Consider the following 16,336-nt stretch of genomic DNA (forward strand, 5'->3'; position numbering starts at 1 on the left):
GAGCCTCGTTTTTAGGAAAGAGAGTGCAGAATAGGTGATGAGCAGTGTAATTAATGCTACAAGGCAGGTCTTGATAATGTTCAGACGATGTAATTAATGCTACAAGTCAGATATGGATCGAATTGGATCGATGTTTGGATTGATGTGCTGAAAGGGCTTGAACTGACTGTATTTGATGAAAACCATGAATGTTGATTATTTTAATGAACAATTAATAGGAGATCATTAGGAGATCATACTGATTTTCTCTATGAATATTTCTTGTTCTATTTGAACTTTGTTTAAACCTTTGGTTTCAAATTTGGATTCTATTCCCATAGGCATAAAACGACAAAACACCGCCAAATCTTGCGATCGGGCGGTGTTGGGATAGGGAATATCTTCAAGAGATCAGTGGGATCAGCTAGGCATTGTTGCTGACTTTCAGACCGGCATTGGATTGGGAATAGGTCTCCAGGGACACGGGCACGGGCGACACATGCCAAATATCGCGGCAATATTCCCGAATGGTGCGATCGCTGGAGAAGCGACCCATCCGCACGGAATTGAGAATTGAGGATTTTGTCCACCATTCCCGATCACGATAGGCCTGATCGACCTTGCTTTGGGCTTCAGCATAGGCACGGTAGTCCGCCAAGACCATGTACTCATCCCGATAGAGCAGGGCATCCAGCAGGGGGCGGAACAGCTCCCGATCGCCCCGGCTGAATTGTCCCTCAGCGATCGCATTCAAGACCCCTTGAATTTCCGGATCACCGTAGTAGTAGCCCATGGGATCGTAGCCTTCGGCCTTGAGGGCCACCACTTCCGCTTCCGTGAGTCCAAACAGGAAGAAGTTGTCGGGCCCCACGGCTTCGCGAATTTCGATGTTTGCCCCATCCAACGTCCCGATCGTTAGGGCCCCGTTGAGCGCAAACTTCATATTTCCCGTACCAGACGCTTCCTTGCCTGCCGTGGAAATTTGCTCCGACAAATCCGCCGCCGGATAGATGCGCTGGCCCAAGGATACGGAGTAGTTGGCCACAAAGGCCACCTGCAACCGCCGGGCGATCGAGGTGTCGTTGTTCACCACCTCCGCCACACCGTTGATCAATCGGATGATCAGCTTGGCCAAGTAATAGCCAGGGGCCGCCTTGCCCGCAAAGATAAACACCCGAGGATGCAAATCCATGCTGGGATTTTGCTTGAGCTGTTGGTAGAGCGAGATCACATACAAAATGTCCAGCAGTTGCCGCTTGTATTCGTGAATTCGCTTCACTTGGATATCGAAAATGGCTCGGGGATCCACTTCCAAATCGTTGTACAGCAACAGATAGTCCGCCAGTTCCCGCTTGTTGGCCTGTTTGATTTCGGCCCAGCGGTGTCGGAATTCGGGATCATTCGCCAACGGCTCCAGAGATTGCAACAACTCCAGATCCTTGACCCAGCGATCGTCCCCAATTTTTTCCGTAAACAGCTTGGACAGCCGAGGATTGGCCAACAGCAGCCAACGGCGGGGCGTTACGCCATTGGTTTTGTTCTGGAACTTTTCGGGCCAGAAGGTATAGAAGTCGTTGAGGACGTGCTTTTGCAGCAAGTCCGTGTGCAAGGCCGCAACCCCATTGATCGCATGGCTGCCAACGCAGGCCAGATGGGCCATCCGCACCATCCGCTCTGGATTTTCTTGAATCAACGACATCCGACCGGCGCGGGCTTCGTCGTGGGGATATTGCAGCCGCACTTCGTCCAAGAAGCGCTGGTTGATTTCGTAGATGATTTCCAAGTGGCGGGGCAAGAGCCGCTCGAACAGGTTGACGGGCCAACGTTCCAGGGCTTCCATCAACAGGGTGTGATTGGTGTAGGCCAAACATTGGCGGGTGACGTGCCAAGCGCGGTTCCAACCCAGATCGTAGCGATCGATCAGTAACCGCATTAGTTCGGCCACGGCGATCGCGGGGTGGGTGTCGTTGAGCTGAATGGCGATGCTTTCGTGCAGGTATTCCAGTCCCCGCCGCCGATCGCGCCGGTAGCGGTTGATTGCGTCTTGCAGGGAGCAGCTCACGAAGAAGTATTGCTGCTCAAAGCGCAGTTGCTTTCCTTGGGCCGTGTTGTCGTTGGGGTAAAGCACCTTGGAGATGTTTTCCGACAAGATTTGGTCGGCCACGGCTCCGGTGTAGTCACCCCGATCGAACACCTGGAAATTAAACTCTTCACTGGCGCTGGCTTTCCACAGGCGCAGGGTGCTGACGGTGTTGTTGTTGTACCCCGCGATCGGCACATCGTGGGGCGTGCCCAAAATGCGTCGGGCTGGAACCCAGCGACAACGACCATGGCCATGCTCGTCCACGTACTGTTCCGTGTGTCCCCCAAAGCCCACTTCCACGGTCAATTCCGGGTGACGAATTTCCCAGGGATTGCCGAACCGCAGCCATTTATCGGGCCGCTCCACCTGGGCCCCATCTTCGATCCGCTGATCAAAGATGCCAAATTCGTAGCGGATGCCGTAGCCGATCGCCGGAATCTCTAAGGTGGCTAGCGAGTCCAAAAAGCAAGCCGCCAGCCGACCCAAACCGCCGTTGCCAAGCCCCGGTTCTGGCTCCAATTCCAACAGGTGATTGAAGTCTAAGCCAGCTTCCGTAACCACCTGCTTGGCTTTTTCGTACATCCCCAGGTTGAGCATGGTCTTGCCCAACTGTCGCCCCAGCAAAAATTCCGCTGACAGGTAACAGACCGTTTTCACGTCCTGTTGCATGTAGGTGGTGTTGCTGGCGATCCAGCGGTGTAACAGGCGATCGCGCACCGTGTAGGCCAGCGCCATGTAGTAGTCAAAGGGCGTGGCGGTGAGTTCGTTTTTGCCTTGGATGTAGTACAGGTTGTCGGCAAAGGCACGCCGCAACGTGTCGGGGGCCATCCCGGTGCGATCGTCCTCCACGTGAACGGTAATCGGGCAGTAGTTTCCCTGAATGTCAAATGATTCCGTGTAATTCGAGAGCGGTTGTCCGGTAGAGGTCATAGGGGCGGCGGTGGGTAAAGAAATCAGGTGAGAGGCCGAACGGCCGTGGGGGCCAAGGGGACGATCGGGCATGGGCAGGGAGCCGGAACCGGCCCTGGCACTGCCCAAGGTTCAAGGGAAAATAGACTTGATCCCGATCGTAGCGATCCCCACCGGATATCCAAACTGCCTATCAACTCAATCAACCAGTGCAGTGAATCAAACCTTTGGGGTATCAACCTTCGGAAATCTCAATCTTAGGAAATCTCAATCGTGGTGATCGGGTGTGGCGATCGGGGTTCCCGATCGAGGCCTGGATTAACCAGGGCGATCGAACAGGGCGATCGGGTCGGAGGAGTCACTGGCGCTGGCTGACTGTTTTCTAACTGGATTGATGTTGTCTAATTGAGTTAGTTGATTGTGGCCAGTGGAACCCATCACCCCAAACCGGGTCTAGGGGAAAGTAACACCCAAAAGCCGGGTCTGGGAAACTCAATGGTGCGTGGGGAGCAGTTGATAACTGAAGTTATTGGCTTGGGTTATGACCCCACTCCTCAAACAAATGATGCGGATCAGGCCTTGGGATGCACTCTAACCTCGTCTTGCTTGGAAAACTAGAGCTGTGGTCAGCTCTGGCAGTCCGCAGGGAGTCAGCGGTTGATCATCCTCAGGTTGAGTCCTAGTCTAGCCGAGTCATTTTCGTCGCTTCCGTCGTGTCTAGAAGTTTTAATGGTGTCTGGAAATTTTGACTTTGAAGAGGCGATCGCCTTCGCAGAAAACCCAGAGCCGCGCTGCCCTTGCGTGCTGCTGCTGGATGTCTCAACCTCCATGCAGGGCGCGCCTTTAACCGCTCTGGAAGCTGGCTTGCAAGCTTTCCAGGCTGATCTCAACGGCGACTCCCTAGCAGCGAAACGGGTGGAAGTGGCGATCGCAACCTTTGCCGATCGGGTGGAAGTGCTTCAAGACTTTGTGACGGCCGATAGTTTTGAAGCGCCTCGGCTCCGAGCCGGCGGCATGACCTACATGGGAGCTGCAATCCATGCGGCCTTGGATTTGCTGCGCGATCGTAAAGCCCAGTATCGCAGCAATGGCGTGGCTTACTACCGTCCTTGGATTTTCTTAATTACTGACGGTGCGCCCAGTGATGATGCGGAAGTGCTCGGAGCCGCCGCCACCCGAATTCGCGATGAAGAAGCCCGTAAAGCACTCGCCTTTTTTGCTGTGGGTGTTGAAGGTGCAGACATGGAGCGGCTGGGATCCCTCACGGTGCGATCGCCCCTGAAGCTCAAAGGTCTCAGCTTCCAAGAGCTGTTTCTGTGGCTTTCGGCCAGTATGCAGCAAGTATCTCGATCGCGCCCCGGCGAACAGGTTCCTCTCCCTTCCCCCACGGGTTGGAGCGAAGTTTAGCGATCGTCAACTGGGCAGATTCAATATTAGTCAGTACTGGTCAAGATTGGTCAGTTTGGTCAGTACTGACTGCTCAATCCTCTTTAGGCTGGGGAGGATGTCAATACTCAATTCAGATTGCCAACTACAGTCAAAATCAGCGATCCCAGACCCGATCGCTGATCCCAGAGAATCAAAATCAGACTCAAAACAAGTCCCAAAACGAATGGGGGGTGATGCCATGAACTTGGCATCACCCCCCATTTTTCAGCTCAATTTTCAAGAGCGACTTTCTGAGGCGAATTAGGCGCGGTTTTGGCGACGCTTCAGCGCCACCCAGCTACCCACCGCAGCCAAACCAACCATCAGCGACGGTTCCGGCGTAGCGGCCGGCGGTTCCGGCAACTTGCCTTGGAACTGCACCAAGTAGGTTCCGTTGTGGGACTTTCCATCACCCGCTTCCACCTGACCAGAAGCGATCCCCTGACCACCGTAGCGGACAGTTTCTTGGCCATCGTAAAGCACCTTCACCAGCTCGCTGGCTTGCAGCTTCACCCCTTGGGTTCCCAGGGCTTTGATGACGTTGCTGTACTGAGTTTTTTGAATATTCGTCAGGGTTTTGCTGGTGGCAATCAGCCCCGACACAATACTGGTCACGTCCATGTGACCCGCTAGACCCACCGAAATCATCCCGCTTACCAGGTCTTGGTTCACGAAGGCGACGTTCGGGTCACTCAGTCTGGCCAAAGCGGCATTGGCTTCCGTCGTGTTGGAGGTGAAATAACCAACCGCTTCTGACAGAAAATTACCGGTCAAAATGCTGCTAATGCCGTTTTGGGCAGCCACATCCGTCAGCCAAGCTTGGGTAAATTGGGCTGTCCAGTCGGACTTAACCAGGCTGCGGAACTCAATGGCTTGACCATTCAGAGTGCCAGTGAGGGTGCTGTAGGTACCGCTCAGGAACTTGGCTAGACCGGGTGCAGTTTCGCTGTCTGCGAATAGCTCGACGTTGCCACCCGGCGCGGTCAAATCCCCTTGCAGGGCAGTGCCGAGGTTGCTGTTATCGCACAGAAAGGTGTTGGTGCCGTTCGAGCAATACACCAGAATATTGCCGGTGGTGCTGGCACCTTGGAGGCTAGCGGCGAGGGCTGGTGCTCCGGCAAACAACCCCACGCCAGCGGCCATTGAGGCGCTTACGACCAGTTTGGGGAAAAGTCCAACCATGTTTTCGACTCCAACAGTCTTGAGCTAACTTGGGCTAAAAATTTTGGGCTTGTTTTTAAGGAGCACCCAGCTAGGACGCGCTTGTTTTTGCGCTGGTCAGCCATCAGGGTTTTGGGCGCACTGGGCTGACTTAACCTGCTACTGATGTAATCCTATGGGAAGGGCCAGGGCGATTAGGTAAAGACTGGATAAAGTTGTGCAGATGGTTCTTAAGGAGTTGATGAAGCTCTGCTGAAAGCTTCGATGATTGATCTTGATCACACCTTGCGATGGGGATCTGAGATTGATCTCTTTGATCGTTGATTTCGATCACACATCACATGCTCGGATGAATCAAACAGAATGAGGTTGCGAAAAAAATCGCAATGAATGGACCATTCCAAAGCAAGTCAAGAAAATAAGGTTGCCAATACGCATCTCGATCAAGTTGCTAAGAATGGTTAAGAGTTACCAATCGGAGTCCATCCCAACTGGTCACACCCAATCAACATCCTTGCTCAATAGACCAATCTTTAGTTCCTAATCTCCCGCTTAACGAACCAGCGCTGATTCAGGGCCCAGTCAAAGGGGTGAGGAGCCGGTCAATTTGCTGATCAATAAACCAGCACCGATCGAACCGGCACATCGGGCAGGCGATCGCGCCCCTTCAGGTCTTGGAGTTCAATCAAAAAGCCATAGCCCACTAGGGTTGCTTCGATTTGATGGATCAGTTGCCCAGCGGCGGCGGCAGTGCCCCCGGTAGCGATTACGTCATCCACCACCAACACCCGTGAACCGGGGCTGATCGCATCTTGGTGAATTTCCAGGCGATCGCGCCCATATTCCAAGTCATATTCCACACCATGGGTGGCGGCGGGAAGTTTGCCCGGTTTGCGCAGGGGCACAAAGCCCACACCCAAGGCCAACGCCAAGGCCGGGCCGAACAGAAACCCGCGCGCTTCGATGCCGGCCACAAAATCCGGGCGCAGATCATGACAACGATCGTGTAGGTGATCCACGGCCTGTTGCAAACCATCCCGATCGCGCAGAAGGGTTGTAATATCTCGGAAAACAATTCCGGGCTGTGGAAAATCAGGAATAGCACGAACCAGACGATGCAAATCCGTCGGCTGGGATTGGGGTGTGGTCATCTGAGTTTTCTCCAGGAGATTGCCTAAAACTGCTTAAACTGGTGGGGATCGTTCGGCGGAATCATGGCGAAGTTCAGTGTGAAATTCAGCGCGAAATCAGTATCGCTGAATTGCAGGGCTGAATTTCGCAACCGATCGTCCGGGGGGTGGTGCTTACGGGATGATTGCAGGATTGTTCAGAGTCCGATCTCCCAAGTGGCACAGGCTGCCTGATCCTCCCTGATCGCCCCAGATCCCTGGGGTCTTCGTTTGGGCGGGATTGACCCCCAGCCCCCGCAAGGACAATTGGACGGATTGACCGATGGATCGAAATGATTTTCTAATCAATGGTTTCATTGAATTGCTGATGTGATTCTGTGCCGATGACTTCTTCGAGTGCAATGTTTGCCGATCGATCGCCTGTTCCCGCAGATTCACCGGAGATCCCGCCGATTTTGGAGCGGTTGCCCAACCCGCCCGTGAAAGATGGTGAATGTCCCCGGCGGGCCCGCCAACAACTGGACTTGATGCTCCTGGCGATCGAAGCCCTCGATCTCAGCGGGTCTGAGGCGATTCTTTACTGTGCCCAAGAGCTGGGAATCACGAGCGTGGTTGGCACAAAGGTTAACCTGTGGCGACTGCGAGCCACGAATCCTTTGCGGCGGGCGGTGCAACGGCGGCCCCTGAGCTTGAATGAGGCCAAGGCCCTGACCACGATTGTGGTTTATTTGGCCAAGCGACTGACGGTGCTGATTCGGCAATTACTTCTGGCTTGCGAGCGGCTGGAGGAGCAGGATCTATCCTTCGAGCACCATTTTCGGCTGGCGGATTATCTGGAGCGGTTCCGGGCCCACTTCCGGGCCCGGATGAATCCACGCCGATCGGCCGTGACGGTTTACAACACCGACGAGGCCCTGAATACCCTGGCCCTCCGCTTGCTGGAACAGTTACTGTACTGTTCGTCAACGGCGGGGCTGGAACGCTTTTGGATTAGTTTGTTTGACGGAGAAGTGGCGTGACAATTCAACGACAGTACAGCTTGCCCAATTGTGTCCTGACCCTGGAGGGCATGGATTCATTGGCAGAGGTGGGGGAAGCAAGACCGACTTTATCGGTGCTGTTGACGGTGAATTGTCAGTTTCCTGCCCATGGCCAGGGATTTTTGTGCGATCGCAGCTTTTTTGAGCGGTTTGCCCAGGTGGTGAGTCAATACGCCCAGGGTTGCTTCAGCGGCATTCAATCGCCCCAGTTACCCACAGCGATCGATCCCAGTCAGCCCAATGTGGCGGTTGTGTCAGCCGATGGAGGCAAACATCGATTGTTGGTGATGCCGCCGCCGAATCCGGAGGGGCCCGGCGATGGCCCGCCGCAGCCGATCGAGCTATTGCTGACCCCGCTGCAACTGTTTGACTTGGTGGAAACGATCGACCAGTTCTACGGCGATCCCAAAACCTTGCCTGACATCCAGCAGGTGTTCTCTCCGGTGTCTCGCCATGACCTGGTGCAGGCGGAACCGCTGGTGCAGCGGGCGGCTCCCGTGGCCTTGGGCGCTTCCGGGTTGGCCGTGGCGGCGGGGTTGTTGTTCATGCTGCCCGTGCCCAAGGTGCAACAACCCAAGGATCTGTTGCGGCCCACGCCCACACCCACGCCTCAAAATCAGTCGGCCTTGCCCTCGCCCTCACCGGCCACCGCACCCAGTCCCGCCAAACCCCAAACCCAAACCCGATCGCTCCCGGCGGCATCCCCAACCAGCACGAGTGCAGCCATTCCCCCCTCATCGGTTTCAGTGCCCTCGCCCTTGGCCGGAGAAGGAGCCGATACGCTGTTGACTCCCGCCAAGCCGGTGACGGATCCCAAACAGTTGGCGGCCTTGGAGCGATATCTCCTCGGTCAGTTGGATCAGGCTTGGACCGATCGCCAGAATTTGGCCCTGACCCTGAACTACCGGGTGAGTGTGGGCGAGGATGGCTCGATCGTGGGCTATTTGCCGGAAAACGCCATGGCCCAAGAGGCGATCGCCCGTACCCCGTTGCCCAAATTGCTGTTTAAGCCCCTCGATCGGGCTAATACCGGGGAACCCCTAGCCACTTTCCAGGTCTCCTTCAGTGCTGCCCAGGGGGTGCAAGTGATCCCCATGGAATCGGTGAACGCCAGCAATGCCGCTGTTAACCGAATTCAGAATCCCAGCCTCAGCGACGCGATCGCCCGTGAAACTGCCCGCGCCCAGCTCGAAAAGAGCTTGCGAACCGCCTGGCAGGGCAAATCTGCGCCCAGTATGCCCCTGATGTATGACGTGCGCACCAACGCTGTTGGCATCGCCGTAGACGCGGATCCCGCCAATCGCAATGCGGCCCAAAAACCCTTCCCCCTGGGCCCATTGCTGAACCCGGCCGCCAGCGCCATCAAAGGCGACAACGGCAAGGTGCAACTGGCTCCCTTGGCTCAGTTTCGAGTGGTTTTTTGGCCCGACGGGTCGATCGATGTGCGTTCCTAACCTGATTCTTGGGGATTTCCTGGGTATGTTGGCCTTGGGGTTAGGTCGATCACTGGGTCGATCTCTGGGTTCATGGCTGGGTTGATTTGGCTCAAGCACCCACACCGACTCGATCGCCCCAATCCCAATCCTCCATTCCCCTGGTGTCCTTAGCTATGGCTGGTCTTTCTCCCGAAGGATTTTTTGATCTGAGTACCGGTAACGATAACTACACCGTTCCGGCCAACTTGCTCGCCACCGCCCCCCAAGGATTGCGGGCCCTGGAAGGTGCAGACAGCGTTCAAGGTTCCGAAGGGGGCGACTTTATCTATGGCAACTTGGGCAACGATCGGCTGCGGGGCAACGGTGGAAACGACAGCCTGTTGGGCGGTCGCGACCAAGACGACCTCGATGGCGGGCTGGGGGATGACCTCGTGGCTGGGAACTTGGGTAACGATTGGGTTGCAGGTGGCGACGGCAACGATACGCTAGTGGGAGGGCGCGATTCTGATCTGCTCTTAGGCGGGGCAGGCAATGATTTCCTGAGCGGCGATTTGGGCAGCGATGTGCTGATCGGCGGTGCAGGAACCGATACCTTCAGCCTGCGGGGTGATGCCACCGGTCTCAGCAATGTGGACGTGGTGTTGGATTTTGATCCCACGGTCGATCGCCTGCAACTCAACAATCTGAATGCCAGCGATATGCGCTTCCAAGCCACCAGCTATTCCCTCAGCTTCCTGGTCACCCTCCTGCAAGGCAGCAGCGGCATCTTGCCTCCGGGTTTAACCCTGCCGGCCAATGCCACCGCCGCCACCATTCGCCAAACGATCCAGAGCACCGTGGGCGTGGACATTGATCCCGACGGCGACGGCTCCATCACCGGCACATTGGTGACCAATGCGGCCGGTCAAGAAATTGCCTTCTTTTTGGGGGCTGCTCCCGATGCTGTGGCCCGCGCGGCCGGTACTACCACCAACAGCGGCGGAACCAGCGGCGGCGGAACCAGCACCTTCACGAACGACATCCTCACCACCCACAACAGCTATCGATCGGCGGTGGGCGTTGCTCCTCTCACTTGGTCAGACTCCTTGGCCAGGGATGCCCAGGCCTGGGCAAACCAGTTGGCATCCACCGGAGCCTTTAACCATGCCCAAAACACCGGCCAGGGCGAAAATTTAGCCCGAGGAACCAGTGGGGCCTATTCCACCAAAGCGCTGGTGGATTTGTGGGGAGCCGAAAAGCGGTTTTTCAAGCAGGGAATTTTCCCCAACGTTAGCACCACCGGCAACTGGGCCGATGTGGGACACTACACCCAAATCGTTTGGCGCAACACAACGCAAGTGGGCTGCGGTCTGGCCTCGGGCGGTGGTAACGATACCTTAGTTTGTCGCTATTCACCGCCGGGGAATTTCACGGGTCAAGCCCCGTTCTAGTCGCACGGCAAGCGGATTTTGATAGGTCAGGCCCAATGACTGTTGCCGCCGCCAAACGGTTAGGCAGCAAGGAGCTTAAGCCCCTTGTGATAACGACTGATCCCGCAACCTTGACCCTATGAACTAGGGCAGCCCCGTTCTAGCATCTGCCACTCATTCAGGATTCAGAACCTCATGTTTCAAGTTGAAGAATTAGCTGAACAGTGGCCGGTCTTTCGCTTGACCGATGGGGCTGCCCAGTCCGTTTTGGAAGTGGTTCCCGATCGCGGCGGCATCATCACCCGCTGGGCAATTCAGGGCCAAGAGTTGCTTTATCTCGATCGTGATCGCTATCAAGATCCCAACCTCAGCATTCGTGGCGGGATCCCCATTCTGTTTCCCATTTGCGGGAACTTGCCGGACAATCGCTATCAGCTACCCAGTGGAGAAGCGGGCATTCTCAAGCAGCATGGTTTTGCGCGCGATTTGCCTTGGATGGTCACTGGCTCCGACTTGCGCGACGCAGCGAGCATTACCCTCACCCTCGATGCCACGCCCGCAACCCTCGCCGTTTATCCCTTTCAGTTTCGATTGGATTTCACCTATCGATTGCAGGGCAATCAGTTAGAAATTATTCAAAACCATCACAACTTGGGCGATCGCCCCATGCCCTTTTCTTCTGGGTTGCATCCCTACTTCAACGTGGCGGATAAATCGGCCCTGGCGATCGATCTTCCGGTTACTGAATATTTTGATCAAAAGCGCCAATCAACTGGGGCGTTTGATGGCACTTTGGATTTTGAGCAAGATGAATTAGATCTGCGATTTCCTGTGGTTGATCGCCTGTCGGCCACGGTCACAGATCGTCAGCAACAACAAACCCTCAGCCTGGAGTTTGATGCCAGTTACCGCACCTTGGTGTTTTGGACGTTGAAGGGTAAACCTTTCTATTGTCTGGAACCCTGGACAGGGCCGCGCAATGCCTTAAACACGGGCGAGCAATTGCTGTGGCTTGATCCCGGTGCGACTCACACCAATCAGGTGCGCTTACAACTGCAATATAACTGCTAGAATTATGGCCGCCCAACGGCTCTCTATTTTCTGTTGATGTCGTCAGTTCGCGATGAGTTCTTGATCGATGATGCTCACGCCCGAGGAGTTTCAGCAACAATGGACAGCCCTGCTCGATCGGGTGGAAACCTGCACCACTGAAAAAGCCCTAGAAGATCGAGTTTTGACCCCGCTGCTGATGCTACTCGGCTATGACAAAGCCGATGTGGCCCAACAGGTTCCCTTTGGGCGAAAACGAGTTGATTTTTTAGTCAAGGCCCAGCAAGCGGCTCCCTCTAGCCACTATTTGGTCATTGAGGCCAAAGCGCCCCACAAATCGATCGCCCACAATAGCTGGCAACTGCGGGAATATCTCCGTGAATCAGGCAGTTTGTTGGGCCTATTAACCAATGGCAATCAGTTCAAGTTGCTCTATAACGATGGTAGGGCAATCCACATTCTGTGGGAGTTTGAGCGAGCCGATCTTTACGATAACTATCGGCTGCTGGGATCGTTGCTGTGGCAGCGCAATTGCGATCGGGTCATGGCCGCCTTTGCCAATAGCCATCGAAAGGTTCATCACCAATTCATTCGGGCGATCGCGCGGCTTTCTCACGATCCCAAAATGATGAGCCTGTTGGCGATTCACGATCGCCAAACCTCAGACCCAGAACCTCAACGGCGAGAGTCTATGATTATCACGGTTTTTAATAACAAAGGTGGAGTCGGTAAAACGACACTCACCATCAACTTAGCCGCTGCCCTAAGCCAAATGGGCAAGCGAGTTTTGCTGATTGATATTGATGCTCAGGCGAATTTAACCACCGGCCTCGGAATTGATCCCCTGGAAGATATTGAAAAAGCGGGACGCAAGGATATTACCCACCTGCTGACGGAACCCAAAACCACGGCCGCCTCCGTCACCATCAGCAAACGTTGGGGCAATGTGACTTTGGATGTCATTCCTTCCCATATTCGGCTTAGTAATATGGAAAATCAACTCATTCAGTTAGTGGATAGTGATCGAATCCTGGCCAAAAAACTCAAAAACCATGACTATGATTTTGTATTCGTTGACCCACCGCCCTCCTTTGGGAAAGTGAACCGAATTTCCCTGATGGCTTCGGCAGGAGTTCTGGTTCCCACGCAGCTTTCCCCCTATCCCATTCGTGCCTTGGAATATGTGTTCAGCCAAGTGGAAGAGGTGGGGCAATTCCGAGAAACACCCCTGCCAATTGTGGGTATTGCCGTCAGTATGTATGATCGCCAGTCCAAGACTTTTAATCAAGCGATGGTGGATGATTTGAACGCCAAGCTCGATCGGCTCCCAGGAGGCGATCGCACAACGCTTTTCCGCAAGGCAACTTGGGTTCCTCGGTTAAATGTTTTGTCCAAATCCCAGTCGAAAGGCTATCCTCTTTGCGCGGCTGATTTTGATGAGGATCTGGGATCTCAGGATCGCAATTCCGTTGAAAATGCCCTGGCGGCCTTTGAGAATTTGGCCAAAGATTTGATTCAAAAAGTTAGTGTTGACGCTGAACCTAACCCATGAGCGATTATCAAGAACGTCGCCGCCTGATTCGCGAAAATCTGAAGATCCAACCCGTTAACCATGGTCAGGTTCATACCTGTTTGGTGGGGATGCGATCGCAACCGGAAATTTCACCCGATCGCTATGAGGAACTGCGGTGGAGTTTGCAGAATCACAACAGCAATTTGATCCCGATTTTGGTTCGCCGCACCGATCAGCTTGGGGATGAAGTGGAATATGAGGTAATCCACGGGGCTGATTGGGTGGTGGTGGCCAATGATTTAGACATTGGGATGCTGTGGGCCTGGGTTTTTGACCTGAGTGATGCGGAAGCGGTATTAGCCCAAGAAGAGCTAGCGGTTTTGTTAGAAGGCGATCCCCCGTCGGCCTCGATTGCCAACCCCGACCCAATCCCTCAGCCAGTTGTGGAACCAGGCATCGATCCAACTTTTGGCCAGCGCCTGGAAGAACAATTAACCCAACGGTTGGAGCAACTCCTCGATCAAAAACTAACCCAGTCTCTTGCGGGAGTGACCGTTGCCGATCGCCATGCTTTGGAGGATGCCAACTCAGCGCAAACATTGGCCAAGCTAGAAAGCCAAATGACCGATCTCAGCCAACAGTTGGCAAACCTCAGCCAGACTGGGAACCCGATCGCGCAGCCACCCAGCCCCACAAGCGAAACCAGCTCCAGCAGCGCCGCACAGGAAATAGTTGCGTCTTTGGAGCGATCGATCCATCGCCTTTGCGAAGTGGTTACCGAAGGATCAAAAATCACCCTGACGATCGAGCCGCCGGCCAAGTCGCCAGCCCCAGTTGTTGATCCCCAGGAAGCCGAACTGCGGAAAATTTACAGTGTGGTTGCGTTGGCCAAGCTCAAAATCCTCGCCAAAGATAAGGGGATTGCGGTCAGCAGCAAGGCGAAGGCTGAGGAAATTATTGAGGCCCTGATTGAATCCCATCGCCCATCGGTCGCGCCCTAGTAGCATGACAGGCTTAATACATTGGGTCAAAGTTGCGGAGCCAGTCGTAGTAACAAGGGGCTTGAGCATCTTGCTGCCTAACGATTTGGTGGCGATAACAGCCATGTAATTTAACCCAGCGAATTAAGGCAGCCACGCTACTAGGCTCAATTACATTTGGCCTTGAGCTAGTGCTGAGTGAGGACGGGCAACACTTGACGCGCAAGACTTGGCAAGATCGATCGGGGCAGTTTCCGCAAACTTCATCAAACTTCATCGCCACCCTTGAAGCGTGATCGGTTGTGGGTTAAAGTATCAAACGTCATCCCCAGGATGGCCAATCGCTGGCGTAGCTCAGTTGGTAGAGCAACTGACTTGTAATCAGTAGGTCAGGGGTTCAAGTCCCCTTGCCAGCTTCTAAATCGGGTTAATCAGGTAGCCCCGCGATCGGGCCGGCCTAGGAGTCCTTGGTGGCTTCTAGCAGTTGTCCTCGCTCAACGGTGGGGGCAATTTGCCAACCCCGGCCCTGTAAGGATTCCAGGATTTCGCGGGAGGGGCGATAAAGCCAAACCCGATTGCCCAAGGGCTGGCCCGCCAAATCAGCGGGCGATCGCACGAATAGAAACTGCACGGCGGGATCGGTGCGATAGCCCAGGCCGATCGCCCGGCCCACCTTTTCCGGCCCCGTCAGCACCCATTGGTTAGGGCGGTTGGCCAGGGCGGCGGCCACCTGACCATCGTAAAAACTGCTGTATTTGTTCCACCAAGTATCCGCTCGTACCACGGCGATGCTGGAAGCAAGGCTAACCGACACCAACAGCACGGTAACGACTTGACCCACTCGCCGGCCATATTGCCCCGCCAGGGAACGGGAAGCGCGTGGCGTGACCCAAAATTCCGCCAAACTGTAGGCCACTGCCAAAATTACCCCGATCGAGGGGCCCAGCAAAAAACGCGGTACGGTCGATCGCTGCCCCCCATCAATCAAGTCGGGAATTGCCAGGGCCAAAAAGGGCACAGCCAACCCACAAAGCACCAAACATTTCGCCGCTTCATTGGCAAATTGGCAGAGAATTCGGAAACTCCAAACCACCAAGCCCCCCACTGGCAACAGCACGCCCCACCAAACCCAGCTTGCCAATTGGGCTTCGTCTTGGCCCGTTTCCACATTCACCAGCCGATCGCTCGTCAGGCCCTGCACATCCGCAAACAAACCCACCAAGCCAATCAACCAGCGCCGGCCGATCGTCAGCCAACCCACATCGCGCCCCACCCAAGCCATGCCGTCAAAGTGGATCAAATAAACCACCAACCAGGGCAAAAAGGCCGCACTACCCAGCGTCGCCGCGATCGCCCAAGCACGCATTTGACGATTCCAACGAAACCGTTCCAGCCAAGTCATCCACAGCCCATGGCCAAAAATCGTGAGCGCAAAGGTGGGGTGAGCATACAAACCCAGGGCGATCGCCCCGCCATAGGCCAGCCATCCCCGCTGCACCCGTCGCAGTCGGCCCGCCGGGTCAAAGGCGCGGGACTCATGCCAGGCCCGCTGCACCCGCACCAACAGGGCCCCGGACACCAACACCAACAACACCACTAGGCTATATTCCCGGGCTTCTTGGGCATAGACCAAGTGCAGCGGCGACAGACTCAGCAGCAAAACCGCCAGCAGCGCCACGGCCCAAGAGCGGAAGAGTTCCCAGGCCAACCAAACCATGGCCGGAAAGGTGAGCCAACTGATCAGGGCAGCAGTCAGGCGAATTTGATCGATCGCCCGGCCGCCAAACCCGGCCAACACCCTGGCAAATCCATAGAACAGGGGGGGATGTTGGGGATTGTCCGTGGCCAGGGCCACGGTGGTGGCTCGCAAGCCCTCCAACAGATTTTGATTGGCGGGCAGGGCTTGGAACTGCATCAGGTCGGCCATGGTCACCGGCTGGCGATCGCTGGCGGCCCGAGTGGCCCAAGCCACGGCGGTTTCCTTGCCCACGCCGGCCACCCGCATGGCGCTATGGATTTCATCAATCCAGTGAAATTTCTGGGACAAGTTGGTGACCCGCAACCCCAGGCCCAGCCCGATCGCCAGAACCAAAACCAGGGACAGCAGCCAGCTCGATCGTCTTAGGGCATACATGGCAAGGTTAGGGGCAACGGCAAAGGGGCAAAATCGCTCATGTCTAGCGGTGCTCAGCGAAATCAGGCGGGTGGCCGAGGGCTA

At 55.4% G+C, this 16,336-nt stretch carries 11 protein-coding genes and 1 tRNA gene; 8 read left to right on the forward strand and 4 right to left on the reverse strand.

Going from position 1 to position 16,336, the window contains the following annotated elements; all coding sequences use genetic code 11:
- Positions 1 to 403 precede the first annotated feature (403 nt).
- Positions 404 to 2,992, reverse strand: a complete 2,589-nt coding sequence (locus tag AMR42_RS05500; RefSeq protein WP_099532483.1) for a glycogen/starch/alpha-glucan phosphorylase — start codon at positions 2,990 to 2,992, stop codon at positions 404 to 406.
- A gap of 711 nt (positions 2,993 to 3,703) precedes the next feature.
- Between AMR42_RS05500 and AMR42_RS05505 the strand changes: the two genes are divergently transcribed.
- A complete protein-coding gene (locus AMR42_RS05505; RefSeq protein WP_234406659.1) occupies positions 3,704 to 4,378 on the forward strand; it encodes a VWA domain-containing protein in 675 nt (224 codons plus the stop codon).
- Between the two features lie 282 nt (positions 4,379 to 4,660).
- Here the strand turns inward: AMR42_RS05505 and AMR42_RS05515 are convergent, their stop codons facing one another.
- Together AMR42_RS05515 and AMR42_RS05520 are read right to left on the reverse strand one after the other, a co-directional pair.
- A complete protein-coding gene (locus AMR42_RS05515; protein ID WP_143472949.1) occupies positions 4,661 to 5,581 on the reverse strand; it encodes an NF038130 family PEP-CTERM protein in 921 nt (306 codons plus the stop codon).
- A gap of 593 nt (positions 5,582 to 6,174) precedes the next feature.
- Positions 6,175 to 6,711, reverse strand: coding sequence for an adenine phosphoribosyltransferase (locus AMR42_RS05520; RefSeq protein ID WP_099532461.1), 537 nt, complete (start codon positions 6,709 to 6,711; stop codon positions 6,175 to 6,177).
- Positions 6,712 to 7,073: 362 nt separating this feature from the next.
- On the opposite strand from AMR42_RS05520, the gene AMR42_RS05530 reads away from it, so the two are divergent.
- The 7 genes from AMR42_RS05530 to AMR42_RS05560 all read left to right on the forward strand — a co-directional run bounded on the left by AMR42_RS05530 (position 7,074) and on the right by AMR42_RS05560 (position 14,534).
- Positions 7,074 to 7,709, forward strand: a complete 636-nt coding sequence (locus AMR42_RS05530; protein ID WP_099532463.1) for a DUF3038 domain-containing protein — start codon at positions 7,074 to 7,076, stop codon at positions 7,707 to 7,709.
- Positions 7,706 to 9,184 (forward strand): DUF4335 domain-containing protein, encoded by a 1,479-nt coding sequence (locus AMR42_RS05535; RefSeq protein WP_099532464.1) that lies wholly within the window; start codon positions 7,706 to 7,708, stop codon positions 9,182 to 9,184. Before AMR42_RS05530 ends, AMR42_RS05535 begins: the two co-directional genes overlap by 4 nt.
- A gap of 86 nt (positions 9,185 to 9,270) precedes the next feature.
- On the forward strand, positions 9,271 to 10,596 hold the full coding sequence (locus AMR42_RS20260) for a CAP domain-containing protein (protein WP_158234373.1): 1,326 nt from the start codon (positions 9,271 to 9,273) through the stop codon (positions 10,594 to 10,596).
- A gap of 174 nt (positions 10,597 to 10,770) precedes the next feature.
- Complete coding sequence (locus tag AMR42_RS05545; protein WP_099532465.1) at positions 10,771 to 11,646, forward strand: aldose epimerase; 876 nt, start codon at positions 10,771 to 10,773, stop codon at positions 11,644 to 11,646.
- Positions 11,647 to 11,713: 67 nt separating this feature from the next.
- A complete protein-coding gene (locus AMR42_RS05550; protein WP_099532466.1) occupies positions 11,714 to 13,177 on the forward strand; it encodes an AAA family ATPase in 1,464 nt (487 codons plus the stop codon).
- Positions 13,174 to 14,139: a hypothetical protein gene (locus tag AMR42_RS05555; protein ID WP_099532467.1), complete on the forward strand. Its 966-nt coding sequence runs from the start codon at positions 13,174 to 13,176 to the stop codon at positions 14,137 to 14,139. The genes AMR42_RS05550 and AMR42_RS05555 overlap by 4 nt, the downstream gene beginning before the upstream one ends.
- 322 nt (positions 14,140 to 14,461) lie before the next feature.
- Positions 14,462 to 14,534 (forward strand) — tRNA-Thr (locus AMR42_RS05560).
- 41 nt (positions 14,535 to 14,575) lie between these two features.
- Here the strand turns inward: AMR42_RS05560 and AMR42_RS05565 are convergent.
- Positions 14,576 to 16,252 (reverse strand): glycosyltransferase family 39 protein, encoded by a 1,677-nt coding sequence (locus AMR42_RS05565; protein ID WP_099532468.1) that lies wholly within the window; start codon positions 16,250 to 16,252, stop codon positions 14,576 to 14,578.
- Positions 16,253 to 16,336 lie beyond the last annotated feature (84 nt).

The organism is Limnothrix sp. PR1529 (assembly GCF_002742025.1).
Lineage (GTDB): Bacteria > Cyanobacteriota > Cyanobacteriia > CACIAM-69d > CACIAM-69d > CACIAM-69d.

Bases quoted from the DNA above. Each gene is read 5' to 3' on its own strand.
- AMR42_RS05545 (WP_099532465.1), top strand. From the start codon at position 10,771: ATGTTTCAAGTTGAAGAATTAGCTGAACAGTGGCCGGTCTTTCGCTTG.
- AMR42_RS05565 (WP_099532468.1), bottom strand. From the start codon at position 16,252: ATGTATGCCCTAAGACGATCGAGCTGGCTGCTGTCCCTGGTTTTGGTT.
- AMR42_RS05530 (WP_099532463.1), top strand. From the start codon at position 7,074: ATGACTTCTTCGAGTGCAATGTTTGCCGATCGATCGCCTGTTCCCGCA.
- AMR42_RS05520 (WP_099532461.1), bottom strand. From the start codon at position 6,711: ATGACCACACCCCAATCCCAGCCGACGGATTTGCATCGTCTGGTTCGT.
- AMR42_RS05515 (WP_143472949.1), bottom strand. From the start codon at position 5,581: ATGGTTGGACTTTTCCCCAAACTGGTCGTAAGCGCCTCAATGGCCGCT.
- AMR42_RS05555 (WP_099532467.1), top strand. From the start codon at position 13,174: ATGAGCGATTATCAAGAACGTCGCCGCCTGATTCGCGAAAATCTGAAG.
- AMR42_RS05550 (WP_099532466.1), top strand. From the start codon at position 11,714: ATGATGCTCACGCCCGAGGAGTTTCAGCAACAATGGACAGCCCTGCTC.
- AMR42_RS05500 (WP_099532483.1), bottom strand. From the start codon at position 2,992: ATGACCTCTACCGGACAACCGCTCTCGAATTACACGGAATCATTTGAC.